Below are 26,971 nucleotides of genomic sequence, written 5' to 3' on the forward strand. Positions count from 1 at the left end.
AAAGGGGTAGATCGCATGACCGCGTTTTTCATCCGGCGTTTGCTGCAGTCGGCGCTCGTACTGGGTTTGATCATTGTGCTGACCTTTCTGCTGATCCATGCGGCTCCGGGCGGTCCGCGGCAAATTTACTTGTCGCCGGGCCTCTCCCAGGAAGCGGCGCAAGTCCAGGCGCATAACCTCGGGCTCGATCGCCCCGTCCTCGCGCAATTCTTCGGCTGGCTGGGGGATCTGCTTCAGGGCAACCTCGGCTATACGTTCAAGAATCATATCCCCGTCGGAGACATCATCTGGCCGACCGTCGGCCACACGATGATCCTGATGGGAGCTGCCTGGCTGTTTTCCCTGCTGATCGCCATTCCGTGGGGCATCTACAACAGTACGGTAGAGTACAGCTTGTCCGATCAGACAGCTTCATTCATCGCCTATATCGGCTTCGCGATGCCGACATTCTGGTTCGGGATCATTCTGCAGGAACTGTTCGCGCTCAAATGGGATGTGCTTCCGTTGTCCGACATGTGGACGATGGGCAAGGAAGGGAACGTGGGCGATTTGCTGCTCCATCTCGTCCTGCCGGTTTCCGTCTTGACCCTCGGCTTCCTCGCAGGCTATTCGAAGTACGCGCGCTCGAGCATGCTCGAGGTGCTTGACCGGGATTACATTCGTACCGCGCGGGCCAAAGGACTGCCGGAACGGCGGGTGATCTTCCGCCATGGCCTGCGCAACGCGCTTATTCCGATCATTACGCTGCTGGGGATGGATCTGCCGATCCTTGTCTCCGGCGCGGCCTTGACGGAAAGCGTGTTTAACTGGCCGGGCATGGGCAGGCTGTTCGTGCAGATGGCCGTGGCCCGGGAATATTCCGTCCTTATGGCGATCACCCTGATCACTGCGGTGTTCGTCATTATCGGCAACTTCCTTGCGGACATCTTGTACGCGCTGGTCGATCCGCGCGTGAAGCTGGATCGAAAGGGAGGTGCGGCGGCATGAAGCAAGCAAGCGTCGTCTTGAACGACAGACCCGCCGTCCATCGGCCCGGGCGGCCGGAGGGCGCATGGCGCGCCGGCTGGAAACGCTTCGCCGCGAACCGTTTCGCCGTGGTCGGATTGGGCGTCATGATCCTCTTCGTCCTGGCCTCGTTGACGGCGCCGTGGATCGCGCCTTACAGTCCGTCGCGGATCGACATGATGTTCCCGAACCTGCCCGCAGGCTCGGGCAACCATTTGCTCGGCACGGACGAATTGGGAAGGGACATCTTCTCGCGTCTGCTCTACAGCAGCCAAGTATCGCTGTTCGTGGGCTTCTCCGTCGCGTTTGCATCGGTCCTTATCGGCACGTTGATCGGAGCCGTATCGGGCTACTTCGGCGGCTGGATCGACAGCTGCTTCATGCGGCTGGTGGACGTGATGAATGCCGTTCCGCTGCTGTTCCTGAACATTCTGGTGCTGGCCATATTCGGCTCGAAATTCTACTATATGATTCTCGTACTGACGTTGACGGGCTGGATGAGCGTGGCTCGGCTCGTGCGGGGCGCGTTCCTGCAGCTGCGGGAAATGCAGTACGTCGAAGCGGCCAAGGCGATCGGCGTATCGGACTTCGGCATTATTTTCCGGCATTTGCTGCGGAATGCTTCGGCTCCGATTATCGTCAATGCCACCTTGATGGTCGGCGGCGCCATTCTCGGCGAATCCGCGCTGTCCTATCTGGGGCTCGGCATTCAGATACCGCAGACGAGCTGGGGACTGATGCTGTCGAACGCGCAGGAATTCATGCTGGTCGATCCGCTGCAGGCGGTGTATCCCGGCCTATGCATCCTGATCGTCGTGCTGGCGGTCAACTTTATCGGCGACGGCTTGCGGGATGTGCTGGATCCGCGCCAACGCGCAGCTCTTACGGCGAGGAGGTTGGACCGATGGCGAAAAAAATTCTCGAAGTCCGAAATTTGACCGTCGGCTTTCCGCGCGAGCATGGGCTGTTGAAAGCGACCGATCGCATCTCTTTCACCATTGAGGAAGGACAAACGCTGTGCGTCGTGGGGGAATCGGGCAGCGGCAAGAGCGTGACTTCGCTCGCGGTCATGCGGCTCATCGACTATGCCGGCGGCATGATTGCGGGCGGCGAGATCGTCTTCGACGGCGATCATCTCACGAATAAGCGCCAAAGCGAGATGAATCGCATTCGGGGGAAGCGGCTGGCGATGATTTTCCAGGATCCGATGTCCGCGCTCAATCCGGTGTTCTCCATTGGCGAGCAAATCGCCGAAAGCTTGCGCATGCATAAGGGCATGACCGCGAAGACGGCTTGGAGCAAAGCCGTGGAGCTGCTCAAGCTGGTCGGCATCCCGGAAGCGGAAATCCGCGCGAAGCAGTTTCCGTTCCAATTGTCCGGCGGCATGTGCCAGCGGGTCGTCATCGCTATGGCGCTGGCCTGCGAACCGCAGCTGCTCATCGCCGACGAGCCGACGACCGCGCTCGACGTGACCATTCAAGCGCAAATTCTCGATTTGCTGCGACGGTTGAAGCAAGAGCTCAAGACCGCGACGCTGCTCATTACGCACGATATGGGCGTCGCGGCCGAAATGGCCGATCGGATTGCCGTCATGTATGCCGGCGCCATCGTCGAAGAAGGAACGGCCGACCGTATTTTCAATGCGCCTCGCCATCCGTATACGATCGGACTGCTGCGATCCATCCCGCGCCTCGAAGAAGAGACGGGCAGCGAGCTCTACGCCATTCAGGGCAGCATGCCCGGCATCGCGGACATTCCTTCGGGCTGCCGGTTTCATCCGCGCTGTCCGCATGCGATGGAACGTTGTCTGACCGAAGAGCCGCCGCTGCTGGCCGCCGATAGCGAGACCGGGCATCTTGCGGCATGCTGGTTAGACGGAATTCCGGAGGTGGCGGGGATATGAGCGAGAACTACTTGGTAGAAGCGAAGCGCTTGAAGAAATATTTTCCGATCAAGGAGGGGCTGTTCGGACGGACCGCCGGGCATGTGAAAGCCGTCGATGACGTTAGCTTCGGCGTCCGTCCCGGCGAGACGTTCGGCCTCGTCGGCGAGTCGGGCTGCGGCAAGTCGACGCTCGGCCGGGTCATGCTGCACTTGCAGAAGGCAACGGCCGGAGAAGTAAGGTTCGAAGGCAGGGACATCCAGCAGGCCGGGACGCAGGAACTGCGCGCGCTGCGCGAAGAGATGCAAATTATTTTCCAGGATCCCATGGGGTCGCTCAATCCCCGGTTTCTGGTTCGGGATTTGATCGGAGAGCCGCTGCGGCTTCACCGCCGCATGTCGAAGCCGGATATCGACGACCGCGTCGTGGAGCTGATGAATCTGGTCGGCCTCGACGCGAGCCGGCGCAACCGGTACCCGCACGAATTCTCCGGCGGTCAGCGGCAGCGGATCGGAATTGCCCGGGCGATCGCGTTGAATCCGAAGTTCATCGTGGCGGACGAATCGGTGTCGGCGCTCGACGTATCCGTACAATCGCAAGTGTTGAATCTGATGATGAAGCTGCAGCGGGAGCTCGGATTGACGTACTTGTTCATCGCGCACGGACTGAACGTCGTTCGGCATGTCTCGAATCGCGTGGGCGTGATGTATCTGGGCAAGCTCGTAGAGGTCGCGCCGGCGGATGAACTGTTCGCCCGTCCGGGACATCCGTATACGCAGGCGCTGATGTCGGCCATTCCGCAGCCTTCGCCCGGGCAGAAGCGGGACCGCATCATGCTCCAGGGCGAGGTGCCTTCCCCGGTCAATCCGCCTTCAGGCTGCCGGTTCCATCCGCGCTGTCTCTATGCGCAGGATCGCTGCCGGACAGAGGAACCGCTTCCTCGGCCGTTCGGCTTGGACAGAGAAGTGGCCTGCCATTATCCGCTGGGCACTTGACAGCAGGCTGTTATGGCGAATAAAACAGGATCGCCCTGTCGCGTGATAGCAGCTTCAACGAAACGCATCGAAACCAATGAACACAAAGAAACGGTTGCCGGCAAAGGCAACCGTTTCTTCTTCAATCAGGGCAGTAAAGCGCAAGAGAATGCACGAATGAATCAGGTTCGTGCCGCTAGACCTTTCTTCTTTTCGCTAGACTTATCTTAGTTCCGCTAGACTTTTCCAAGCACGTACAGCAAGCGATAGAAGAGCTCGGCGCTTCTGCCCGCGCAGCGGAGAGCATCCATTAGGGAAGAAATTCATGGTAATATAATCATTAAAGTTACATAACAGGTCAAGAATAGTAAGATCGAATGCGGATTTTCTCATCAAATCCTAATCTGCCTCACAGGAGGATCTCATCGGCAATTGCTATAGTAAGAACTGTCCGAAGAGAACTCAATACGGGAGGTAATAACATGATGAGAAAAAGATGGCTTCTTGCCGCTGCATTGTTCACGGTTCTGGCTGCAGGTTCAGGGACTTGGTTGCACGCCACGTATGCTGCATCCGACAAAACGGCATCAACAAATACCGATTCCGCGGCGAAGGCCGCATCGGACGGAGACGGAGAGATTGCCGACGATCAGGAAGAGTCGGATGGAGACGGAGAGACTAACGATGATCAGGGGCAGGCTGGCCAAATGGATAATGACGGCGAAACGAACGACGATTAACGCAATGGCATAGGTACGGCGGGCAAGGGTCTTCCTGATTAAGGAGGACTCTTGCCCTTTTAGAGTTTGGCGCAGGAGGGGAACGATTATCAGAAAGCTGCTGCTTATTGAAGATGAACCAAACTTCGCTCGTTTCCTGGAATTGGAACTTGTGCGCGAAGGCTTCGATATCCTGGTGGAGCATGATGGCAAAGAAGGGTTTCGATTGGCGAGCGAACGAAACTGGGATATGATTCTGCTTGATTTAATGCTTCCGGGCTTAAGCGGAATTGAGATTTGCAGACGACTTCGCAGCCAGAAGAATAGAACGCCGATCATTATGCTGACGGCTCGAAATAACGTGATGGATCGCGTAACGGGACTGGACAGCGGCGCCGATGATTATCTCCCGAAGCCATTCGAGATTGAAGAGCTTCTGGCTCGCATGAGGGCGTTGTTTCGTCGAACGGACAGCGATGAAGAGCAGCGATCAAGCGGAGTAATCGAATTCCTTGACCTTCGCGTGGAATTGCAATCTCGCACGGTACTTCGGGGCGAAGAGGACATACCGTTAACGAAACGCGAATACGATCTCTTGCTCGTTCTTCTCCAAAATGCGAATCATTATGTTATCGAGCGCTTTTATCGCGTTGATTCCGCCAGGGGCAGAAAGCGCGGGGGAGCCGGTCTAGGATTGGCGATTGCCAAACGTATTACTGAAGCCTACGGAGGAAAGCTTCGATTAACAAGCGAAGTCGGTCAAGGCACGGTCGCGACAGTAACGTTCCAAAGAGCTTAAATAGGCGCTGTTAGCGCATTTAACGAAGTCCGCATACGTTAGTGTAAAGCGGAGGTGATGAAGTGCGCATCATCCAACACCAGTTAGCAATAGGCACGAGGCACGCGACGCCGTATTACGTCATCAGAGGGAGCATTCCCGGAGATACGCTCGTCATTACCGCAGGCATTCATGGCAATGAACGAGCCAGCATCCTCGCTGCTTACAGATTGCTGAGCAATCTCAAGCAAGGATCGTTATGTCTCCGCAGAGGGACGCTCGTTCTTGTGCCGATCGTGAACCGGTCCGCATATAGGCGGGGAATCCGCGGCGTCCCCGATTTGAATCGTACGTTTCCTAGGACCAAGGGCCAGAAAGCTTCGCATTCGCTTTCGGCAGCGATGTTCCGGCTGGCCGCGAACATGAAGGCGCGCTGGTACATCGATCTGCATGAAGCGAACGGACTGTCCAAGGTGAATCGGAGGTTTCTGGGCCAAACGCTTATTGCTTGCCCTGGAAGCAGCGAGGTTCCGGCGGTAAGACGAGTAGTGCGCCGCGTCAATCGCTCCATTGCATCCAGAAGAAAGCAATTCTCGATTCGGCTGAGCACATTGCCCGGGTCAGGCCGCCATGCTGCCAAACACGTGCTCAAGGCGAAGGCGATTACGGTGGAAACCTGCTGGAGCTTGCCGGTCGTGACTCGCGTTCGCGATCAAAGCCGCGTGATTCGAAATCTATTGAACGAGGCAGGTATGCTTTGATTCGTATGCGCCTATCCGGATGGATAGGCTTCTTTATTGCCTTGAACCGCAGTCGCTTGCGAACGCAGTTATCAAAAAATAAGGTTTTGTTAATCGTTTTTTTATAATTAGACACTATACTTGGCTCGTAAAACCGTTTGAAGGGTAACGTTGGAGTCCAAATTATCGTGTACGCGAATGTGGGCATTTTGCCCAAGCAAGAACAGCGGCGACACATACAAGAGAATGAATGCGAGTGCAGCAAGAATCGCTTTGGTCTCTTTGGTTAATTTCGTAGTCGTTATTTGAAGCATGATCTCCCTGCCTATTCGAGCGATCATCAAAGTTTGTATTCCTTCTAAGGCGAACGAGCTTGGCGAAACTGGGCCGTGCTCGTGCTGCTGCCGTTCTATTCAAGCTTCGTGCTCGGCTTCTTTTTCTTCTTGACGGCAATGGGACTGCTGTGGCTGAGAGACCTGATTAAGAAGCGCGTCTGGAACCCTGTCTTCTTGGGCGGCATCGCGCTGATGACGACAATCTACTTGGCGATTGAATACCGCCTGCTTCTCGGGCTTGTATTCGCCGAAGCGCCTAAGAGCCGAGAGGAATTCGTCAATTCGACTCTTGGTTTCTGGCATTCGCTGCTATTGGCGCTGGGCAACTTTATATTCGGTCATAGCCACGTGTTGACCATGCACACGTTGGTCATCCTGCCCGTCTTGGTTATTACGCTTCGTATCGTAATCATCCGGAGAAGCGGGCAAGTAGATCGAAGGTTTATTTACTTGCTCGTCCTAAATGGCTTACTGTCCCTGTGGTACGCCTTCTGGTACAACAAAGCATGGGAACCGTTAAAGGAGCGGTTTTCGCTGTTAGACACCTTCAACTTTGCCCGGTTCCATTTTCTTCGACCGCTTGTCATTTACTTGGGCTTCGCGCTTGGCTTGTATATTCTGTGGCGCCTTGGAGGCGATTGGCGCAAACGAGTACGCTGGTTCTTGGTCTTGCAAGTGGTCGTGTTGTTCTGCTGCAACGATGAAATCGTGTATCGCGTCTACGGCGAACCGACGTTCAAACAATTCTACGCTGTCGATCAATTCGAACAAATAAAAACCTATATCGGACAGCCTCAAGATACTTATCGCGTCGCAAGCATCGGAATCCATCCCGTAATTGCGCAATACAACGGTTTCTACACATTGGATACGTACAACAATTACTATCCATTGACGTATAAACATGATTTTCGGCGCATTATTGCCAGGGAATTGGACAAAGATCAATCCCTTAAAACGTACTTCGATCAATGGGGAAGCCGCTACATATTCTCCGCCGTTCCGATTATGAATGCGAATGAGGACGGCTTGCGTTTATTGAAGACATTCGATAATGCCGAGTCCGCATGGCGAATCTATCTGTACGGTATGCTAAATCCGATCGGAAGAAATAATACATGAAGTGTCCCTAAATCACCGGGACTTTCCGGTTTCACTTACGAATTCACGGAGGAAATCCATTGCGGAGTTTATATCAATCTATCCTGTTCCGCGCCTGGGCATGCGCCACAGTAGTAACGATCCTATTTTTGCTGCTGGCCCTTGGAATTAAACAGCAGCGCCTCGCTGCTTTTGATCGGAGCGTTTCGGACGCCGTACAAAGCATGCGTACTCCCAAGCTGACGTTGATCATGGAAGGTTTTACGAATGCAGGCGCGGGGATTAGCGTGACGATCATCGCTGCGTGCTTGCTGATCATCTTGGCGGTTATTGGCTATCGCAGGGAATTATATGTGTATGCCGGCGTCATCGGTGCTTCGAGCCTGCTCAATCTCTTGCTTAAATCACTGTTTCATCGGACAAGACCGGATATTAATCGGATCATCGACGCTGCAGGCTACAGCTTCCCAAGCGGTCATTCGATGGCCGCTTTCACGATGTATGCGTTGACCGTTTATTTTCTATGGAAACATGTTCGTTATGGATGGCTCCGAATAATAGTCGTTTCAGCCGGTTCGTTCATGATTATCATGATCGGTTTAAGCCGTATTTATTTGGGCGTGCATTACCCGAGCGACGTGATCGGCGGCTACCTCATTAGCGCCGCATGGCTTGCGGCATCCATCGGCGGCTACGAACATTTTCTTGCGGAACGATGGAAATCAAAGAAATAGGAGGGTGCAGCGCGTGTATCGACCGAAGTTGGCTATTGTAGTTCCATGTTTCAACGAGCAAGAAGTTTTGCATGAAACTGCGCGGCAATTGAAACGTGTGCTGGTTAACGTCATTCAAGAGGGTCTCGTCTGCGACAGCAGCAAGATTATCTTCGTCGACGACGGCAGCCGTGACGACACTTGGAAGCAGATCGAAGCGGAGCGCGCAGCCAGCTCGTACATAACCGGCATAAAGTTATCCCGTAACTTCGGTCATCAAGGGGCGCTGCTGGCGGGGGTCTTCACGTCGGTCAAATGGAGTGATTGCGTCATTACGATCGATGCGGATTTGCAGGATGATGTCGAGGCGATTCGCGAGCTCGTCCTGCGTCATCTCGAGGGGGCGCAAATCGTTTACGGCGTACGGAGGAGCAGGACGACGGATTCCGTGTTCAAACGAACGACCGCGCAAGCGTACTACAAACTCATGCGCAAGGCGGGTATCGACTTGATCTACAACCACGCCGACTTCCGGTTAATGAGCACGCGCGCGGTGAGAGAGTTGGAAGGCTTCGAGGAGCGAAATATGTTTCTTCGCGGCATTGTACCCATGCTAGGATTCAAGAGTGACGTCGTCTATTACGACCGGAAGGAGAGATTCGCGGGGGCAACCAAGTATCCGCTGAAGAAAATGATGGCTTTCGCATTCAATGGCATGACCTCGTTTAGCGTAGTTCCCATTCGATTCGTATCCATTGTCGGTTTTCTGTCTTTCTTGCTTAGCTGTCTGGCCGGCGCTTATGCGTTGATTGAGAAATTGCTCGGCCATACAGAGTCCGGCTGGACGTCCATCATCATTTCGGTGTGGATTATCGGAGGACTGATGATGATGAGCGTTGGCTTGATCGGCGAGTATATCGGCAAGATTTATTGGGAGACGAAGCGTCGTCCGGCGTACATTATCGAGTCCGATTTGCTGCAGGACGGTTATGACAGTTAGGCATGCTTTATTCCGAAGACCGTTCGTGCGCTTCCTGTTCGTCGGTGGCCTGAACACCTTAATCGGGCTCGGGGTCTCTTATGGATTGCTCCATCTTGCAAGTTTCTCCTATTGGGGCGCTACGTTCGCGGGCAATGCGTTCGGGGCCGTCAACAGTTACATGCTGAACCGAAAGTTTACGTTCGCCAGTCAAGCATCCGTTTCTCGCTCGTTTATCAAATTTGTAATTGTGATCACGATTTGCTATTTCTTTGCATTTGACTCAGGGCTTTGGCTTGCGCGCGTCGCGGTACCGGCGTTTCCGCATCTGTCCGAAGCGGTTGTCAATGATATCGCCGTCGTCACGAGTACCGTAATCTATACGTTGATCAATTATTTCGGACAAAAGCTTGTCGTGTTCCGGGAAACGAGGAAGCCGCATGAATCCGAAGCTTAAGAAGGCATTGCCGCTTCTTTACTTGCTGCTCGCCGCAATCGTCGTCATCGCCATGATTCCTAAGGAAACGTATAACGATCCGGATACGTTCTGGCACATCGAATTGGGAAATTATATGATGGATCATCATGTCGTCCTGCATCATGCCATTCATACGTTTTATAACGATAAGCTGTCCTACATCCCGCATGAATTCGGATTCCAGTTGATCGTCGCCGCGCTATACGATGCGTTCGGCTGGCCGGGTACCTATCTGCTTACCGCCATATGTTTGTTCCTGTTACTACTCGGATTGTATAGGCTTGCCATGGTTTCGCGGAAAGAACTGGGGCTGGACGAGCATCACTTTCTTCTGTTCCTGCTCGTTCTTATCGTGGGTGCTTTCGTGTACTACAACTATTTCAAGATTCGCCCTCAAATGATTTCTTCGTTCTTGATCGTATGGTTTTTCATTTATTTGAGGGAGTTTAATCTGCGTCCAATCAAACGGTATGCGTGTGCGATGATTGCGATTTCGATCGGAATCGCGAATATCCACGCCGGCGTTTGGCTCGTTATCGCCGTCTTCACGGCCATGGGAGCTGCCGAGGCATTGATCGAACGCCGGTTGACCCGAATGAAGGCGGCGACGTTCCTGGCCGTTATCGCGGCAGGGTTCTTAAATGTGGGAGGCCCGGCCAACCTCTTGTATATCTTCACCGTCACGAAAAATCACTTCAATATGATGATCAACGAGTGGCAGCCGGTTTACTTCGCGAATCCCGTGGATCCGCGGACATTGTTATTGTTAGCGTTCGCAATGCTGCTGCCGTTCTGCATGCACCGCAAGCCGTTCCGCATGATGTTGATGCTCGGTATCTTGTATCTTGGGGTGTCGTCCTATAAGCAGAACCTGTTCATGTGGCTGTTCATGCCGTATTTCGCCGGGACGGCCGCGGAACTTCTTCCGTATCATCGGATCTTTCGCATTCCTTATCGCAAACGTTGGATGATGCTCGGGCTTGCAGCAGGCTTGGCAGTGAATACCATATGGATCTTCGCTTCGCCGCCGGAAGTGAACGCCAAGCAATATCCGGTCGACGAGATGAATTATGTCAACGCGCATGGATCCGCAGGGACTAGGCCAAGGGTAATCGCTCCGTACGGGGCTTCGGGCTATGTCATGTCGCACGGGGCGGACGTGTTATGCGACGGGCGTCAGGATCCGTTCGTTACGAGTGCATCTAAAGGGGTATTCGGCTATACGGCATTCGAGCGTTCCATGAAAGGATTCTCTGACATTCTGCCTGATATCGTCGCCTACGATAAGCCGGATTACGTCATCGTGAACACGAACAGCTCGAGCCGTTTGTTCCGCGGCTGGGCAGCATCGTTTGGCGAACCCGTGTATCAAGGGCGCTATGGAAGCGTCTTCCGCATCAAGCGTCAAGGTTAACGAGCATCGGTCAAATCAAAGTCGAAGTCCCGGACGATTGCATTCGCCCGAGATTTCGGCTTTTTGATATGGAAACAATTCCAGCTATGAAAATATTTACATTCGAATCAAAGATTTAATCACGCTTAAGAAAATATTAAGAATGGATTTATGTCAGGTTGAGATTTAGGCACTACAGTAGGAAATGTCCATATAGAACGTCCATTTAAGCAAGGGAGCGTGCACCTATTCATGTCAAACATAGTCACATCAATCATTCAAGGCATCGTTGAAGGATTGACTGAATTTCTGCCCGTGTCTTCAACAGGACACTTAATATTAACCGGGAAATTGCTCGGTTTCACCGGAGACAAGGCGGATACATTCGAAATTATCATTCAACTCGGCGCTATATTGGCCGTGGCGGTCATCTACTGGCGGCGAATATGGAGTTTATTAGGGTTTCATCAAGTGCGTTCGACGAACAACAACGAATACGAATCGGCGCATGCGGGTCCTAAGCTTAATCTTCTCCATGTGATTCTTGCTTGTTTGCCTGCCATGGTGCTGGGGTTGGTCCTGCATTCGTTTATCAAGTCGTACTTGTTCTCTCCCTACACGGTCCTGGCGGGCTTGGTGCTAGGCGGCATATTCATGCTGATCGGCCAGAAGAAACAAGCAATCGTAGAGGCGGATGGTATCGACCAGCTGTCGTACAAACAAGCGATGCTGGTCGGCCTCTATCAGTGCCTTGCGCTGTGGCCGGGATTTTCAAGATCCGGTGCGACAATAGCCGGCGGGCTGTTGTCCGGCGTAAGTTACCGGGCGGCGACGAATTTCTCTTTCTTGATCGCGATCCCAATGATGTTCGCGGCAAGCGGATATGAACTATTAAAGAGTTACGACACGTTGACCTCTTCGGATATTGGATTCTTCGCGACAGGGTTCGTTGTCTCGTTTGTCGTTGCGCTTCTTGCGGTCATTACCTTCCTTAAGCTTCTTGAACGTTTGAAACTCGCGCCGTTTGCCTATTATCGCTTTATTCTGGCGGCGGTGTTTCTGGCTTATCTGCTGATGACGGCATAATGAACTTGTTGCGGAAAGGTGGGGGTGAACATGCAGCAGGTTTTGGAATGGTTGTCCAATACCGCCGTTCACTGGATTGATGCATTTGGATTGATTGGCGTATTCATCGCCATGACATTAGAGAGCGCTTGTATTCCAATTCCGAGCGAAGTGATCTTGTTGAGTGCCGGAGCTGCTGCGGCGACAGGTTCTATGTCGTATTTAGGCATTGTCGCAGCAGGCGTGCTTGGTAATGTAGCGGGCTCAATCATTGCCTATTATGCAGGAGCGTTCGGGGGACGAAAGGTATTGGACCGATATGGGAAATATGTGCTGATCAATTCCTCGCACATCGACCAAGCCCAAAGATGGTTTGATCTTCACGGGGAAGGAACGGTGTTCTTCGCGAGAAACCTGCCTTTCGTACGTACGTTCATCTCGTTCCCGGCGGGTATTGCCGGCATGCATTTCCGTAAATTCGTTGTGTATACGTTTCTAGGCTGCATCCCGTGGAATATGGCATTGGCTTACATCGGCATCAAATTAAGCATCCATTCGGATAAGCTTGAGCAATATCTGCATCCGTTAAGTTACGCGCTTGCGATTGCGGCGTTAGTGCTGCTAGTCTATTGGATCTTGCGACATCGAAGGAAGCAGGCGTAATGATGGCCCCATTCGTTTCGACGGCAACGGTCTCGCAGCTTGAATTGGCCCCGACAAGTAAACGTCTTACCTGGCAAGGTGCAACGGTTTTCACTCGATAAAGCGCCGGTTTTAAAGCCGGGCACGTACGAAGCGGAGGTCAATTTGCGCCATCGAGACGAATCCGTTTCCCGCAGCTATGATTTTCAAGTTACTTCCGTCGCGTTCGAGAAAGCCAAGACCAGCAGAGATGAAGAAATGAAAGCATCCATGAACGACTCATCCATTTCGGATAAGGTTAGTATCGCCTCTTTGATGCTTTTGGCGGTATTGATCATCATTATGGGCACAAGGAAGTGGCGGCGGCAATGAGCATTTCACCCTATCTGCCGCTTATTGCGGCGCTTACAGCGATTGTAGTGGCACAGCTTATCAAAGTACCTATTTATCTCTTCGCTAATTTTAGATTCGATTTGAAGCTTGCCGTAAGCACAGGAGGCATGCCAAGTTCGCATTCCGCGGCCGTAACGGCATTAATAGCCGGAATCGGCATCAAAGAGGGGCTTTCATCCAGCTTCTTCGCCATTGCTGCCTTATTCGGCATCATTACGATGTATGATGCTGCCGGCATCCGGAGACATGCGGGCATGCATGCGTCGTTGATAAACAGGATGTCCAGAAGAATGGAACTATTTCAGCAGCAAGAACAAGAACAACCGTGGTTGAAGGAGATGCTGGGACATCGGCCGATTGAAGTGCTCGCAGGCGCGTTGCTAGGCATCGTTATTTGTTTATTGCTGCAGCTTGTCATGTCATAATGTCTTTTATTTCGAGCCATACACGCGAAAGGAATGAATCCAGTGAACCATTTACTGAAGACCGTCAAAGATAACGCCGGAAGCATGCTTGCCAAGGTCCCGGAAATCACGCTGTACTTCTGGATAACCAAACTGTTGACGACAGGCATGGGAGAAGTCGCTTCGGATTATTTGTTCGAAAAGTTGAACCCCGTTATTTCCGCGCCGCTCAGCGTATTGATTTTTGTCGTGGCCATGCTGCTGCAATTTAAAGTGCGCCGCTATATTCCGGGGGTTTATTGGCTGGTCGTCGTCATGGTCAGCATCTTCGGGACGACGGCTGCCGATGTAGTCCGCGTAGGTCTTGGCATCCCTTACATCGCTTCGACGATATTCTTCATGGTCGCGCTCGCGGTCGTGCTCTTCCTCTGGTACAAGAAAGAAGGAACATTGTCCGTCCATAGCATATACACGCGCCGCCGCGAGATCTTCTATTGGTTGACCGTACTGACTACGTTTGCGCTGGGCACGGCGGCGGGCGATATGACGGCTACTAGCATGCACCTTGGTTATGTTGCCTCCGGACTGATGTTTACTGGGATTCTCGCCTTGCCCGCAATCGCGTTTTACGCGTTCGGACTACGAGAAATCGTGGCTTTCTGGTTTGCGTACATCATGACCCGGCCAGTCGGGGCTTCCTTCGCGGATTGGATGTCCGCGGCTCACGGCAGCGGCGGACTAGGGTGGGGAAAAGGTCCGGTTACTTACGTGCTCACGATACTGATCGTTCTGCTCGTGGTATTCCGCGGGGGAACGCCTGCGCGGGAATCGAATGAAGTCGGAGAACAATTGGCTAGTTAAATGGAGGTTTTGATGAATAGATCAACAGGCACGCTTGCTTGCATGGTAAGTTTATCAATTGCTTTATTGACGATGACCGGCTGTGGTTTCGGAGGAGGACAGCATAAGCTGGATCCATTGCCCGAAGCATCGGCGGCTCCGCTATCGTCTCGGTCCCAACCGCAGTCATCGGCCGCAAGCGAGCAATCGGTCTCCATTCCGAAAGCAGACGTAGAAGCGGACCATATTGTGATCGTCGTAGAAGAGAACCATTCGTACAAACAAATCGTTGGAAGTTCGAATGCTCCCTATATGAATGCACTAATCAAGCAGGGAGCATTGTTTACGAATGCTTATGCGCTGATGCACCCCAGTCAGCCTAATTACATTGCACTCTTCTCTGGGTCGACGCAAGGGGTGAAGGATGACGGCTGCCATAAAGCCGTTCAAGCCAAGAATTTAGGATCCGAGCTGCTGAAAGCCGGATTAACCTTCGCGGGATATTCCGAAGACTTGCCCAGAACGGGGTTTACCGGCTGCTCGGCAGGAGGTTACGGGCGCAAGCATAATCCTTGGGTGCAATTCAGCAATATTCCTGCGCAATTGAACAAGCCGTTTTCCGCTTTCCCTCATGACTACGCCAAATTGCCGACCGTATCGTTCGTTATCCCCAACCATCAAGACGACATGCATGACGGGACGGTCCGGGAAGCGGATGACTGGTTGAAGCAAAGCATCGGTTCCTATGCCGCTTGGGCTAAATCGCATCGGAGTTTGCTGATCGTTACGTGGGACGAGGACGATTTTTCGAAGCGGAATCAAATTCCGGTCATTATGGTCGGGTCCATGGTACGGCCGGGCAAATACGCGGTGCGCATTAATCATTATTCAGTGCTGAGAATGATCGAGGACATCTACGGACTGCCATTGCTAGGCGGAAGTCGAAATGCAACGCCGATCGACGGGATTTGGAAGTAAGGAGAGAATTGGTTAACGATTCTGTTTACCTTCGCTTTGGGTACTGCGGTTGGGGATCTCTATTCGGAGCAGCTTGGAGTCGGATATCTGAAAACAGGACTGATCGTGCTCGTAATTCTTGCTTGCGTGTTCGTGGCTTGGAAACGGAAACTGAATGAGATCCTGGCTTTCTGGATCGCCTATATCCTCACGCGTCCGCTCGGAGCCTCGCTTGGAGACTATTTGTCCCAGACGAAACAAAATGGCGGGCTGGCGTTCGGCGCTACCCTTACAAGCGTCATTTTTCTAAGCGCCATCGTAGTCATTATCGTTTATTTGGCTTTAGCCAAGAACGATTTCATTACGAAAGGCGAATCAGACTCGGCTAAAGTGTCGTCCGGCACGATAAAACGGGTATGGACGCAAACCGTGTCCGCGGTCGTTCTATTCCTAGCCGTCGGAATCGGAGGGTATATCTGGTGCAATCAGAATCTTGTGCCGGATGTCGCTTCATCGCAAACGACCTTGAGCGGGCAGCTGAACGATTTTATTACCATTGAAAATGAAATCCTTGCTAATATCGACGGAAATAATCTGAGTGCAGCCAAGTCGAAAGCCAACGATCTGGAGCATGACTGGGATCAGGCAGAACCGAAGCTCAGGAAAATCGATCGGAAAACGTGGACCCGGATTGACGGAACGATCGATGACGTGCTTGCAGCCGTTCGTACGAAGAGCCCCAATGTCGATAAGTGTGATAAGGTTCTCGGGGATTCATTGGATGCGTTAAGTGCATCCAATCAATCATAATGGCCGTAATTCCCGCGATCACGCGGAGACATAACGACAAGAACCACGGGATTGTTCATCCCGTGGTTCTTTAATTTCAGCGTTCATCGCTCGCGTTCCGGATGTCCGTAAATGTAAAATAACGACAATAGAAAAAAATCAATTGAATGCAAAATAACGCCATGATATAATCGATAGCGTCATTGATAAATTAGTTATGTGAAGTTTCCAGTTCTATTCCTACTTTAATTGTACAGCTGGAACTTTAATTTGTCAATGCTCTTTTTTATCCCGATCATTCGGAAAAAGGAGTGTGTTCACAGAGATATGGAAACAGCGGATTGGAAGCAGGAACAGGAGCGGCTGGAGAAGGTCAGGAACAAACTGCAAGCGAGAATTGCCGAGCTGGAGCCGGAGGTTGCCGGCATGCGCGATCAGGCTACGGACATCCGCAGACGATTCTGGGAAGAAGTTACGATCAACACGAGCACGGACGAAGATTTCGAAGAAACCTTCCTCACGATAAACCAGCAATCAGCGGTACTGGCTGAGCGCGAGCGCGGTCATAAGCTGTTGGTGCAGCAATGGAAAAGCATGAACCGCCTGCTCCCGTCTCCGTATTTCGGACGGATCGATTTTCAGGAGGACCAGGACCAGACGGAGCAGATCTATATCGGCGTATCCTCCTTCATCGACGAAGACGGATTGCGTTTTCTGATCTATGACTGGCGGACGCCGATCGCGAGCCTGTACTACGATTACTCTCCGGGCCCCGCTTCTTATATCACGCCGGGCGGACGAATCGAAGGGACGATGGAGCTCAAGCGTCAATTTCAGATTCAGAATGGGCAGCTTCGCAACATGTTCGATGCGAACGAAACGATCGGAGACGAATTGCTGCAGCAAGTGCTAGGCAAAGGCGCGGATTCGCAAATGAAGAGTATCGTGGCCACGATTCAGAAGGAGCAGAACGCCATTATCCGCAACGACCGAAGCCGGATGCTCATCGTACAGGGGGCGGCAGGCAGCGGTAAGACTTCCGCGGCATTGCAGCGGGTGGCGTACTTGCTGTACAAACACCGCCAGACGATCAAGGCGAACCAGATCGTTCTCTTCTCGCCGAATCCGATGTTCAACAGCTATATCTCCACCGTCCTGCCCGAGCTGGGAGAAGAGAACATGCAGCAGACGACGTTTCAAGAATATCTCGACTATTGGCTGGGTTCCTCGCTGCGGCCGGAGGATCCCTTCGATCAGATCGAATACGTGCTGACTGCGCAAGGAGCGCCGGGGTACGAAGCCCGTCTTCAGGGAATCGGGTATAAAGCCTCCGAGGCTTTCATGCAAGCTCTGCAGCACTACGGCACGTGGCTCGGACAAGAAGGCATGCGATTCAATGGCATTCGGGTCCAAGAACGCGAGTTGATCACCGCGAAGCGAATGCATTCGGAATTCTATGGCTACGACCGTTCGCTGCCGCTCGTTAATCGGGTCGCGCTCTTGCAGGAATGGCTGCTGAAAGAACTGGCTTCGCTGGAAAGATCGGAACGGGAAGCGCCTTGGGTACAGGAAGAGATGAACTATCTCGACACCGATCAGTATGTGGAAGCCTTCGGCATGCTGCATGGAGACCGGGAATTATTCGATCTCGCGGAGACGTACACCGCGGCTCGCGAACGGATCAACAACAAGCGCCGGGGAGACGAAGGCGACTTTGATTATGGCTTGAAGGAAGAAGACCTGCTTCGCCGCAAGATCGTGAAGGCGTTCTTCAAACCGCTGCGGAAAAGCGTGAAGAAATTCGCCTTTATTGATATTGAGGGCATCTATGGCCAATTGTTCGAGGGCGAAGCCGCCTATCGGGAGAAGACGAAGGAGTCCGATATTCCGGTATTATGGACGGAAATCTGCAAGCAGACCACAGAAAAGCTAGACCGGCGCGAATTGTTCTATGAGGATGCGACGCCGTATTTGTATCTCAAGGAGCTGATCGAGGGCGTTCGAACGAACACGGAGATTCGGCATGTCTTCGTCGATGAGGGGCAGGATTATTCGCCGTTTCAATATGAATATTTGAAGAAATTGTTCCCTCGCGCCAGGATGACGGTGCTCGGCGACTTCGGGCAAGCGATCTTCATGCAGTCTACGAGCTTGGACGCATCCGACTCGCCGCTCATTCGGCTATATGGCGAAGACGAAACAAGCTTGATCCGCCTTGTGCGCAGTTATCGTTCGACGCGGGAGATCGTGGAATTTACGCGGTCGATGCTCCCGGGCGGGGAAGAAATCGCACCGTTTGACAGAAGAGGCGCCAAGCCCCTTCTGACTCGATTCGACGGCTCGGAGAAGCGTGACGCGCAAATGATGACTGACATTGCGGTGCTCATGGCCGAAGGCTTCGACTCCATCGCCGTCATTACGAAGACCGCGGCGGAAAGCCGCGCAGCCTATGAATCGTTACGGAAGCATGGAGGCGAAGAGCTGCAGCTCATTACGAAGGAGACGTTCAATTTCCAGAAGGGCGTGATGGTCATTCCCGTCTATCTCGCCAAAGGCGTCGAGTTCGATGCAGTCTTGGTCTATGACGCTTCATCCGGAGCTTACGGCAGGGAGAACGAACGCAAGCTTCTCTATACGGCGTGTACGCGGGCCATGCACCGGCTTGGGCTCTACGCGACGGGCGATTGGTCGCCGTTCGTGCAGGCATTGCCGGCGCATTTGTACGCGTAACGCGTAAGTTAACAGCAGCGCATAACTCGTAAGCCCAAAGCTTTGGCCGTTAATCGGTCAAGGCTTTGGGCTTTTAACTTTTTGCTGATCATGCACACGGTCACGGATTATCGGCTACTCTGCTGCATTTTGCGGCAGCCGGAACAATATAGAGAGCTGCTTCGCAAGGAAGAGCGGCGTGTAAGGCATGTCGCTGCGCAGCCAATAGACAATCGTACCGATGAGGGCGGAGGAGCCATACCAGATGGCAATGTCTTTCGGAACGTTCACGGAGGTAACCGTCAAGGAAGCGATTCGATTCTCGGCTCGGCTTGAAATTAATTCAACCATCAAGTTCATAAGGCGGTCCGTGAAGGCCGGAATGCGTTTGGAGGCGAGAACGATCTTATAGAAGGCTGCATGTTCCGCGATATGCTCGATGATGCTGACCAATATCGTCCAGCTCGTTTCGGCATGGGGCTCGTTCGGTATGTCTTGCAAGACCGCATGAAACTCGCGAATCATATCATCCGCCATCCGCTCCACCATATCGGGAATATCCTTGTAATGCAGATAGAAGGTGACGCGGTTGATCGTGGCGCGTTCCGCGATCCGGTTGACGGTTATTTTCTCAAGCTCCATCTCCTGGAGTAAATCGATAAAGGCATCTCGGATCAACTGCCGCGTCCGAACGACTCGCGGATCTATCCGTGGGGATTTGATTGACAACGTCTGTTCATTTCCTTTCTGTACCTGGATTCTGCACGACAATTGCGAGCGGCTCTGTAAATGATGTGGCGTGTATGCAACACAATCCGCGCATTCGTCAATTAATAAACGTTTTTGATGAAACTGTTGCTTGTGATCATGCAGAGCAGCCCATATAATATTTTACATTAGGTACAGTATACAACAAAGTGTCTATTAGTTGTAGAGCAAAAAGAAAGGATTGAACAAGATGAGTATTTCTACGGGTTTTGACAGCAGCTCGATCAAGAAAGGCCCGCTGTTGTTCGTCATGATTCTCGGGGCGTTCATCGCCGTGTTGAATCAGACTATAATGAGCGTCGCGCTGCCGGAGCTGATGGTCGACTTCAAAATCGCGGCGTCCACCGCGCAGTGGCTGACCACCGGATACATGCTGGTGAACGGGGTGCTTATACCGATTACGGCGTATCTCATGCAGCGGTTTACGACCCGCGAGTTGTATCAAACGGCAATGATTATTTTCCTAGGGGGGACGATTCTTTCCGCAGCAGCCCCTAACTTCGACGCGCTGCTGGCCGGACGTCTCGTTCAAGCGGCGGGCGCCGGCATTATCATGCCGCTGCTGATGACGGTTATCTTGACCGTGTTCCCTCCCGACAAGCGGGGGGCGGCGATGGGTATGGTCGGGTTCGCGATCATTTTCGCTCCTGCAATCGGGCCTACGATTGCCGGTTATGTCATGCAGCATTATTCGTGGCGCACGATGTTCTACGGCATGATTCCGCTTGCCGTCATCGTCATTGCAGTCGCCTATGTGTACCTCAAGAACGTAACGGAGCGCAAATATCCGAGAATCGACATGGTGGGCGTCCTGCTCTCGACGATCGGTTTCGGCGCCGTGCTTTACGGCTTCAGCAGCGCCGGAAGCAAAGGCTGGTCGAGCGCGGAAGTCATTTTGTCCATCGTGATCGGCGTTCTTTCCTTGATCGTGTTCACCTGGAAACAGCTGGTTTCCAGAGAACCGCTTCTTGATCTCAAGGCGTTCAAATACGGCATGTTCTCCTTAACGACTGTTATTAATATTGCGGTAACGATGGTCATGTATGCGGATATGATGCTGCTGCCGCTTTACTTGCAGAACGCGCGTGGATACACGGCGTTGGAATCCGGTCTGCTGATGCTCCCCGGCGCGCTGCTGATGGGCGTCATGATGCCGGTAACGGGAAGACTGTTCGATAAATTCGGAGCGAAGTGGCTGTCCGTTATCGGCATGGCGATTACGATCGGCACTACCGTCGGCTTCGTTAATTTGACCGACTCTACGAGTTATACGTACTTGGTTCTGATGTCCACGGGACGACGCTTCGGGATGGCGATGTTCCTCATGCCGATTACGACGGCGGGTCTGAACCAATTGCCGGCAAGATTGAATGCGCATGGTACTGCGATCTCCAACACCATCAAGCAGGTGGCGGGCGCGATCGGAACTTCGCTGCTCGTCACGGTTATGACGACCAGAACCAAAACGCATATGCTGGATATGGTGGCTGCGGGCAACGATTCTTCGCAGGAGCATATGGTTATGGAAGCAACGATTCAAGGCATCAACGATGCGTATCTGGTCATTATCGGCATCGGCATCGTCGGATTGCTGCTATCGTTCTTCATTAAACGCACGGGTCAGGCTGAAGAAAAAGGAACGGAAGCTGCTTTGAAACCGAAGGCAGCCAGCTAAAGTTAAATCGGCTATCCTCAATATATATAAATAAAACAAGGCGCCTGGGATCATATCCTTGGCGCTTTGTTCTATTTGATGCCGAAGCGGATGAAAGAATCTACGATCTGCCGGCGAAGCAGCAAGTAAATGATCAGGATCGGCAAGCACGAGACGGTCGTTGCGGCCATCAGCGAGCCCCACATGTTGGAGTCGGAGTTGACGAACAGCTTCAGTCCGATCTGGATCGGTGCATGCTCCATTTTGTTCGTGACAAGCATGGGTCAGAGCTATTCGTTCCAGGCATTGATGAATTGAATGATGCCGAGCGAAGCGACCGTCGAGCGCACGTTGGGCAGGATCAGCCGCGTCAATATGCCCCAGTCGCTCAATCCGTCGATGCAGGCGGCTTCGATCAGCACGCCCGGAAAGGATTGAAACGATTGGTAGAGCGATAGAATCGCGAACGTCGAGACGCTGAACGGAAGCACGATGATCCCGAAAATCAGGAAGAACAGCAGCGCAGCCGCCGAGCTGAAACCGACGTTCAAGTTCGAGAACGCGAACCGGTGTTAATCGAAGTTGGGCAATAGCAACCCTCGGATGAAAGAGCTGGCAGAAGGAATCGCGATCAGACGCAGCAATCGCCGTTACGTCTCCCCGGACATGCTCATACACTATGAACAGTAAGAGCATAGGAGGCGAGGCGAGTGATTCACGAAACGAACGATCGTAATTTTCTAGCGTTACTGCATCAAAGGATTATCGATACGGAGAGCTTGCTCGATGTCGGCTGCGGTCCTTGCTTGATACTGGATGATCTGCCCTATAAGCATATTATCGCCCTGGATGTTCATCGGCCTTATTTGATCAATCGAATAACGAATTCAGGGCATATTCTGCCCTTGAACGCCGATGCGCGTTTAATAGGCAAGCTGTTCGTGCCGAAGTCCTTCTCGGCGGTATCCTTCATGGATTCCATCGAGCATTTCACCAAGCAGGATGCGCTCGATATGCTGCGCGAAGCGGAATTGATCGCCAGTAAACAAGTCATCGTCTTCACGCCGCGCGGCTTTTTTCCCCAGGATAATGTAGACCATTTCGGCTTGAACGGAGAGGTGTTCCAGACGCATCGCAGCAGCTGGGAACCTGAAGAGCTGGAACGGCTCGGTTACGAAGTCACCGTCATGAAGGGGCAGCACGATCAGCGCAATCCGGCGTTCGTGAATACCTTCGGAATTAATCATCCCCCCGTGGATGCGCTGCTTGCCATCAAGAACGTGTAGGCGGCGGGACTCCGGTCCCGCTGGCGTATGCGGACATTCGGACGGTTAGTAGTCTCTGGAGAGGCTCCGGCCTGTTGGTTCAAACGAACTGACGGCCAGAGCCTTTTACCTGTGAGGTTTATTTTCGGAAAAGGATAACTTGCCGCCATTGTCAAATTAGTAGGACAAGCAAGCTAGCATAAAAGGTATCCGCATTCTCTCAAACTCTGGATGGAGGAAGGATCAAATGACCTTGAAAATTGGCATTGCCGGTGCGAGGGGACTCAGTACGCTGCAGGGCTTTCGCTGCATGCCGGACATCGAAGTAGCCGCGCTTTGCGATCTCGATGAAGCGTATGTGACCGAAGCGGCCGCCGCCAACGGCATTCCGCATACGTACCGCGTATTCGAAGACATGCTGGATGCCGACATCGACGCCGTTGTCATTTCAACGCCTATGCAGCTGCATGTCCCGCAGGCCATCATGGCGCTTCAAGCGGGCAAACACGTGCTGAGCGAAGTGACCGCGGGCGTCACGATGGACGAATTATGGTGGCTCAAAGAAACGGTGGAGTCGACCGGCAAAGTTTACATGATGGCCGAGAATTACTGCTACATCCCGCAAAATCAACTGATCCTCAACATGGTCAAGCAAGGACTCTTCGGTAATGTCTACTTCGGCGAAGGCGAATACCTGCACGACGTCCGCAGCCTGGCCTACCGGTTAAACCGGCAGTCTCCGGGAGAAGCGTCGAAGCCGACGTGGCGCAGCTACTGGCAGCTGGGCAAACGGGGCGCGTTCTACCCGACCCACAGTCTGGGGCCGGTGATGCAGTGGTTCCAGGGGGATCGGATTCGTTCGGTATCCTGCTTCGGCACGGGCTGGCATACGGACGAGCGTTTCCGCCAGGAAGACACGTCGATCACGATGTGCCAGATGGAGAGCGGCAAGCTGATCAAGCTGCGGATCGACTGCATTTCCAAGCGGCCGCACAATATGAATTACTATACGCTGCAAGGGACGAAAGGCAGCTACGAGGCTCCGCGCGGGCTCGGCGATACGCACAAGATCTGGCTCGACAGCATGGGCGATCAAGAGGATCGCGCGGCGTGGCGGCCATTGAGCGACTACGATATGTATTTGCCTGATCGTTACAAGGAAGTGACGGAAGAACAGAAGGCTGCCGGACATTGGGGCGGCGATTATTTCATCGTCGAAGATTTCGTATCCGCGGTGAAAGGACTGCACAGCCCGCCAATCGACGTCTATGATGCCTGCGAATGGACAGCCGTAGCCATGCTCTCCGAACTGTCCGTCATGAACGGCGGCCGTGCGATGGAGATGCCGGATTTTCGTAAAAGCACCTCGTATGCCGAGCAAATTATTAAACTATAAGCGCCGATGAGCGAAGGGAGCGGCAAGGATATGGAAGAGCAGCAGCAAGCGGAAGAGCAGCAGCAAGCGGAAGAGCAGCAAAAAGCGGAAGAGCAGCAACAAGTGCAAAAGCAGCAGCAGCCAGTGCAATTACTCATGATTCATGAGGATCTTGGCGCACTCCCGGAGCTTCGCCTGCCCGAGGGATACGGCATCCGCAGTTTTCGTCCGGGGGACGAGCAGGCGTGGGAGAAGATCATTATCGCATCTTTCGGCGGAGAGCATGCCTTCGATAGAGAGATGGCCGCCGATGAGGCGTACAAGCCGGAGCGGGTCTGGTTTCTGACCGATGCCGCCGGGGAGCCGATCGCCACGGCTTCCGCCTGGTATCGCCCGCAATGGAGCGAAGATACCGGCTATCTTCACATGGTGGGACTGCTTCCCGAGCATGCGGGCAAGAAGCTGGGGTACTACGTAAGTCTCGCGGCCTTGCTGCAGATGGTTCGGGAGGAGAGAACGCGCGCCGTGCTGCATACGGATGATTTTCGCATACCGGCGGTGAAGACGTACTTGGGTCTTGGCTTCGTGCCTTCGCTCGTCGACGGCAGCCATCCCGGCCGGTGGAAGGCGCTCGCCGGCGTGCTGGAGCGGGTGATCCCGGCGCGCGAGGCAGACGGATCCAGCGTGGAGTTTGAATCTTGAACATTGAACCGATGGCCGTGCTGAAGCAGATGACCGGTTTCGCCTAAGCAGCCTGTTATAGAATACTGCACATTTTCCGATACTCCCGCGGCGAGACGCCCTGCCAACGTTTGAACACATGGCTGAAATGATGCAGGCTGTCGTAGCCGATGCGCCTGCCGATCGCTTCGACTTTCATGTCGGTATCCCGCAAGCAGCGCTTGGCCTCCCGATGGCGAAGATGCTGCACGTATTGATTAGGCGTCACGCCGAACTGCTCTTTGAACAAGCGGATAAAATGATCCTCGCTGACATTCAGCCGTTCCGCCATCGCCGCGATCGGCCAAGCTAGCTGCAGGCTGCCGCCCAATTCGCGCGTCAGCGCTTGAAGGCCGGACAGGTAGTTCGACGAAGCGGAATGCTGCGGAACCGGCTGATGTCTCAGAAGGGATGCGAGCAGCATCAGCATGGCCCCGCGGCAGACGAGATCGTAACCGGCTCTGGCCGTCGTGAACTCTTCGCAGATCAATTCCATGCTGTTCACGACGTCGCCGGGAACGGCTGCATATTTGCGGGCGAAGAGCCGTTCGCCGTCCGGTCCCGCGGGCGTCATGCAGAACAGTTCATCGCGGACGCGCGTCTCGTCGGCGACCATATGGATATCGGCCGTCGGCTCGAATTCGTCATAGAAGTCGAAATGAATGCCGAGCAGCCGCGCGCCTTCGGGATTCGGAATTTCGATGCGATGCGGATCCTTGGCGTGCAGAAACAGCAGATCGCCCGGGTAATAGCGGATCGTCTCGGGCTCGTCCGGGAAATGAACGGCCAATTCGCCGGAGATGACCAGCATCATTTCAAAATCGTAGAGCCGCCTTGCCAAGCCTTGATAGTACGAGGTGGTCTGGTACTGCGCCCAGTGGATGCTCGGCATCCATGCCTTGTTGTCCTGCATGGGGACGGAAGGCGTCATGATGGTCATTGATTTACGATCCCCTTAGCCATTCATGTCGGTAATCGACAACTTTATATCGAATATGAGCAAATACATCTTATAGATCCTATAGTATCATTCAGAATAGTTGAGCGACAATGAACAACTATCATGAGGATCCAAAGGGGGAGCAAGTGTATGGCGAAGCGTATTGGCATTATTGGATTTGGGGGTCGTGTCGGCCACTTATTCGGGAAACTGGAAGAGATCAATCCCGAATTCCGAATTGCCGCGATTGCGGATCCCCGGAAGGACGAGCATATTGCACGCATGGGCGATGCGGCAGCGAGGATTGAATGGTTCGAGGATGCGGACGAGATGCTGGATAAAGCGGAATTGGACGGAATCGTCATCGGTACCCGCTGCAATTTACATACCGAGATGGCGTTGAAAGTGCTGAAGCGGAACATGCCTCTATTTCTGGAAAAGCCGGTCGCGACGACTTTCGAAGATTTGCGTCGCTTGAAAGCGGGGTACGAAGCGTCTTCGTCGCAGGTGGTCGTCTCGTTCCCGCTGCGCAATACGCCGCTTGTGAAGCTGGCGAAGTCGATCATCGATTCGGGTCAGATCGGAACGGTAGAACATGTGCAAGCCTTCAACAACGTCCCTTACGGCGGCGTCTATTATCATAACTGGTACCGGGACGAGAGCATTACGGGCGGGTTGTTCCTGCAGAAGGCGACGCACGACTTCGACTACATCAATTACTTGATCGGCCTGCAGCCGACCGCGGTATGCGCGATGAAATCGAAACAGATCTTCAAAGGCGACAAGCCGGCCGGATTGATGTGCAAGGATTGCGAGGAACAGCATGACTGCGAGGAAAGCACGATGAAGCCGCAGAATCGCGATCGAGGCGTCTATTGCAGCTTCGCGACGGATACCGGCAACGAGGATTCAGGCAGCGCCCTCATTCGTTACGAGTCGGGCATGCATGCGGCCTATACGCAGAACTTCTTCGCGAGAAGAGCGGCGGAGAAGCGGGGAGCACGGCTGCTGGGGTACAAAGGGACGCTGGAATTCGATTGGTTTACGAACGAGCTGAAAGTGTTCATGCATCACGAGGCGCGGGTGCAAACGCATCAATTCGATCCGAACGCGATCGGCGGCCACGGCGGGGGAGACGACGTGCTGATTCAGAACTTCATGCAGATCGTGAACGGCACGGCGGATTCGCTGACTTCGCTGGATGACGGTCTGATGAGCGCGCTGCTTTGCTTGAAGGCGAACGAATCCGCGAATACGAATACGTTCCAAGAGATCGCATGGACGTAGACGTTTACAATGGAGATCGCAATTGGCCCATGAAGCGACTGGTGGGATGACGATATTCTCGAGTTG

Annotated in this window: 28 protein-coding genes and 2 pseudogenes; 25 read left to right on the plus strand and 5 right to left on the minus strand. The window is 53.4% G+C overall.

Going from position 1 to position 26,971, the window contains the following annotated elements:
* Positions 1-15: 15 nt before the first annotated feature.
* The 8 genes from GZH47_RS24420 (at position 16) to GZH47_RS24455 (ending at position 6,119) form a co-directional block, all read left to right on the plus strand.
* Positions 16-987: an ABC transporter permease gene (locus GZH47_RS24420; protein ID WP_162643631.1), complete on the plus strand. Its 972-nt coding sequence runs from the start codon at positions 16-18 to the stop codon at positions 985-987.
* The gene (locus GZH47_RS24425) at positions 984-1,943 is read left to right on the plus strand and encodes an ABC transporter permease (RefSeq protein ID WP_162643632.1); all 960 of its coding nucleotides are present in this window, start codon (positions 984-986) and stop codon (positions 1,941-1,943) included. Before GZH47_RS24420 ends, GZH47_RS24425 begins: the two co-directional genes overlap by 4 nt.
* Positions 1,910-2,908, plus strand: coding sequence for an ABC transporter ATP-binding protein (locus GZH47_RS24430; RefSeq protein WP_162643633.1), 999 nt, complete (start codon positions 1,910-1,912; stop codon positions 2,906-2,908). Before GZH47_RS24425 ends, GZH47_RS24430 begins: the two co-directional genes overlap by 34 nt.
* The gene (locus GZH47_RS24435) at positions 2,905-3,882 is read left to right on the plus strand and encodes an ABC transporter ATP-binding protein (protein WP_162643634.1); all 978 of its coding nucleotides are present in this window, start codon (positions 2,905-2,907) and stop codon (positions 3,880-3,882) included. The genes GZH47_RS24430 and GZH47_RS24435 overlap by 4 nt, the downstream gene beginning before the upstream one ends.
* Positions 3,883-3,894: 12 nt before the next feature.
* Positions 3,895-4,092 carry a hypothetical protein gene (locus GZH47_RS24440; RefSeq protein WP_162643635.1) on the plus strand — a complete coding sequence of 66 codons (198 nt, stop codon included), beginning with the start codon at positions 3,895-3,897 and terminating at the stop codon, positions 4,090-4,092.
* Between the two features lie 251 nt (positions 4,093-4,343).
* Positions 4,344-4,601 (plus strand): hypothetical protein, encoded by a 258-nt coding sequence (locus GZH47_RS24445; RefSeq protein WP_162643636.1) that lies wholly within the window; start codon positions 4,344-4,346, stop codon positions 4,599-4,601.
* 106 nt (positions 4,602-4,707) lie between these two features.
* Positions 4,708-5,379, plus strand: a complete 672-nt coding sequence (locus GZH47_RS24450) for a response regulator transcription factor (RefSeq protein WP_225446575.1) — start codon at positions 4,708-4,710, stop codon at positions 5,377-5,379.
* 62 nt (positions 5,380-5,441) lie between these two features.
* Complete coding sequence (locus tag GZH47_RS24455; protein ID WP_162643637.1) at positions 5,442-6,119, plus strand: succinylglutamate desuccinylase/aspartoacylase family protein; 678 nt, start codon at positions 5,442-5,444, stop codon at positions 6,117-6,119.
* 128 nt (positions 6,120-6,247) lie between these two features.
* Here the strand turns inward: GZH47_RS24455 and GZH47_RS34225 are convergent.
* A pseudogene (locus GZH47_RS34225) lies at positions 6,248-6,412 on the minus strand (DUF6044 family protein); the annotation flags it as partial.
* Positions 6,413-6,463: 51 nt separating this feature from the next.
* On the opposite strand from GZH47_RS34225, the pseudogene GZH47_RS24460 reads away from it, so the two are divergent.
* The 12 genes and pseudogenes from GZH47_RS24460 to helD form a co-directional block, all read left to right on the plus strand.
* Positions 6,464-7,555 (plus strand): annotated as a pseudogene (locus GZH47_RS24460) (DUF6044 family protein); the annotation flags it as partial.
* A gap of 203 nt (positions 7,556-7,758) precedes the next feature.
* Positions 7,759-8,268 (plus strand): phosphatase PAP2 family protein, encoded by a 510-nt coding sequence (locus GZH47_RS24465; RefSeq protein ID WP_162643639.1) that lies wholly within the window; start codon positions 7,759-7,761, stop codon positions 8,266-8,268.
* A gap of 13 nt (positions 8,269-8,281) precedes the next feature.
* A complete protein-coding gene (locus tag GZH47_RS24470; RefSeq protein ID WP_162643640.1) occupies positions 8,282-9,247 on the plus strand; it encodes a glycosyltransferase family 2 protein in 966 nt (321 codons plus the stop codon).
* Complete coding sequence (locus GZH47_RS24475) at positions 9,237-9,683, plus strand: GtrA family protein (protein WP_162643641.1); 447 nt, start codon at positions 9,237-9,239, stop codon at positions 9,681-9,683. The genes GZH47_RS24470 and GZH47_RS24475 overlap by 11 nt, the downstream gene beginning before the upstream one ends.
* Positions 9,667-11,118: a hypothetical protein gene (locus GZH47_RS24480; protein ID WP_162643642.1), complete on the plus strand. Its 1,452-nt coding sequence runs from the start codon at positions 9,667-9,669 to the stop codon at positions 11,116-11,118. Before GZH47_RS24475 ends, GZH47_RS24480 begins: the two co-directional genes overlap by 17 nt.
* A gap of 231 nt (positions 11,119-11,349) precedes the next feature.
* Positions 11,350-12,183 carry an undecaprenyl-diphosphate phosphatase gene (bacA, locus tag GZH47_RS24485; protein WP_162643643.1) on the plus strand — a complete coding sequence of 278 codons (834 nt, stop codon included), beginning with the start codon at positions 11,350-11,352 and terminating at the stop codon, positions 12,181-12,183.
* Between the two features lie 30 nt (positions 12,184-12,213).
* Positions 12,214-12,825 (plus strand): DedA family protein, encoded by a 612-nt coding sequence (locus tag GZH47_RS24490; protein ID WP_162643644.1) that lies wholly within the window; start codon positions 12,214-12,216, stop codon positions 12,823-12,825.
* Positions 12,826-13,172: 347 nt separating this feature from the next.
* Positions 13,173-13,622: a divergent PAP2 family protein gene (locus GZH47_RS24495; protein WP_162643645.1), complete on the plus strand. Its 450-nt coding sequence runs from the start codon at positions 13,173-13,175 to the stop codon at positions 13,620-13,622.
* A gap of 42 nt (positions 13,623-13,664) precedes the next feature.
* Positions 13,665-14,462 carry a COG4705 family protein gene (locus GZH47_RS24500; RefSeq protein ID WP_225446191.1) on the plus strand — a complete coding sequence of 266 codons (798 nt, stop codon included), beginning with the start codon at positions 13,665-13,667 and terminating at the stop codon, positions 14,460-14,462.
* Positions 14,463-14,474: 12 nt separating this feature from the next.
* Complete coding sequence (locus GZH47_RS24505) at positions 14,475-15,419, plus strand: alkaline phosphatase family protein (protein WP_225446192.1); 945 nt, start codon at positions 14,475-14,477, stop codon at positions 15,417-15,419.
* 21 nt (positions 15,420-15,440) lie between these two features.
* Positions 15,441-16,208 carry a COG4705 family protein gene (locus tag GZH47_RS24510; RefSeq protein WP_225446576.1) on the plus strand — a complete coding sequence of 256 codons (768 nt, stop codon included), beginning with the start codon at positions 15,441-15,443 and terminating at the stop codon, positions 16,206-16,208.
* A 306-nt stretch (positions 16,209-16,514) separates the two neighbouring features.
* Positions 16,515-18,917: an RNA polymerase recycling motor HelD gene (gene helD, locus GZH47_RS24515; RefSeq protein WP_162643646.1), complete on the plus strand. Its 2,403-nt coding sequence runs from the start codon at positions 16,515-16,517 to the stop codon at positions 18,915-18,917.
* 114 nt (positions 18,918-19,031) lie between these two features.
* Here helD and GZH47_RS24520 read toward each other — a convergent pair whose 3' ends face one another.
* Positions 19,032-19,625 (minus strand): TetR/AcrR family transcriptional regulator, encoded by a 594-nt coding sequence (locus GZH47_RS24520; RefSeq protein ID WP_225446193.1) that lies wholly within the window; start codon positions 19,623-19,625, stop codon positions 19,032-19,034.
* 229 nt (positions 19,626-19,854) lie between these two features.
* On the opposite strand from GZH47_RS24520, the gene GZH47_RS24525 reads away from it, so the two are divergent.
* On the plus strand, positions 19,855-21,339 hold the full coding sequence (locus GZH47_RS24525) for a DHA2 family efflux MFS transporter permease subunit (RefSeq protein ID WP_162643647.1): 1,485 nt from the start codon (positions 19,855-19,857) through the stop codon (positions 21,337-21,339).
* Between the two features lie 71 nt (positions 21,340-21,410).
* On the opposite strand, the gene GZH47_RS34230 is transcribed toward GZH47_RS24525, so the two are convergent.
* Both GZH47_RS34230 and GZH47_RS34235 read right to left on the minus strand, forming a co-directional pair.
* Positions 21,411-21,599 carry an ABC transporter permease family protein gene (locus GZH47_RS34230; RefSeq protein ID WP_225446194.1) on the minus strand — a complete coding sequence of 63 codons (189 nt, stop codon included), beginning with the start codon at positions 21,597-21,599 and terminating at the stop codon, positions 21,411-21,413.
* Between the two features lie 9 nt (positions 21,600-21,608).
* Entirely contained in the window at positions 21,609-21,869 is a 261-nt protein-coding gene (locus GZH47_RS34235; RefSeq protein ID WP_225446195.1) for an ABC transporter permease subunit, read from the minus strand.
* A gap of 159 nt (positions 21,870-22,028) precedes the next feature.
* On the opposite strand from GZH47_RS34235, the gene GZH47_RS24535 reads away from it, so the two are divergent.
* The 3 genes from GZH47_RS24535 (at position 22,029) to GZH47_RS24545 (ending at position 24,660) form a co-directional block, all read left to right on the plus strand.
* On the plus strand, positions 22,029-22,604 hold the full coding sequence (locus GZH47_RS24535; RefSeq protein WP_162643648.1) for a class I SAM-dependent methyltransferase: 576 nt from the start codon (positions 22,029-22,031) through the stop codon (positions 22,602-22,604).
* A 289-nt stretch (positions 22,605-22,893) separates the two neighbouring features.
* The gene (locus GZH47_RS24540) at positions 22,894-23,979 is read left to right on the plus strand and encodes a Gfo/Idh/MocA family protein (protein ID WP_404823718.1); all 1,086 of its coding nucleotides are present in this window, start codon (positions 22,894-22,896) and stop codon (positions 23,977-23,979) included.
* 30 nt (positions 23,980-24,009) lie between these two features.
* On the plus strand, positions 24,010-24,660 hold the full coding sequence (locus GZH47_RS24545; RefSeq protein ID WP_162643650.1) for a GNAT family N-acetyltransferase: 651 nt from the start codon (positions 24,010-24,012) through the stop codon (positions 24,658-24,660).
* 55 nt (positions 24,661-24,715) lie between these two features.
* Here GZH47_RS24545 and GZH47_RS24550 read toward each other — a convergent pair whose 3' ends face one another.
* A complete protein-coding gene (locus GZH47_RS24550) occupies positions 24,716-25,618 on the minus strand; it encodes a helix-turn-helix transcriptional regulator (protein ID WP_162643651.1) in 903 nt (300 codons plus the stop codon).
* 150 nt (positions 25,619-25,768) lie between these two features.
* On the opposite strand from GZH47_RS24550, the gene GZH47_RS24555 reads away from it, so the two are divergent.
* Positions 25,769-26,905, plus strand: coding sequence for a Gfo/Idh/MocA family protein (locus tag GZH47_RS24555; RefSeq protein WP_162643652.1), 1,137 nt, complete (start codon positions 25,769-25,771; stop codon positions 26,903-26,905).
* Positions 26,906-26,971: the final 66 nt, after the last annotated feature.

The organism is Paenibacillus rhizovicinus (assembly GCF_010365285.1).
Taxonomy (GTDB): domain Bacteria; phylum Bacillota; class Bacilli; order Paenibacillales; family Paenibacillaceae; genus Paenibacillus_Z; species Paenibacillus_Z rhizovicinus.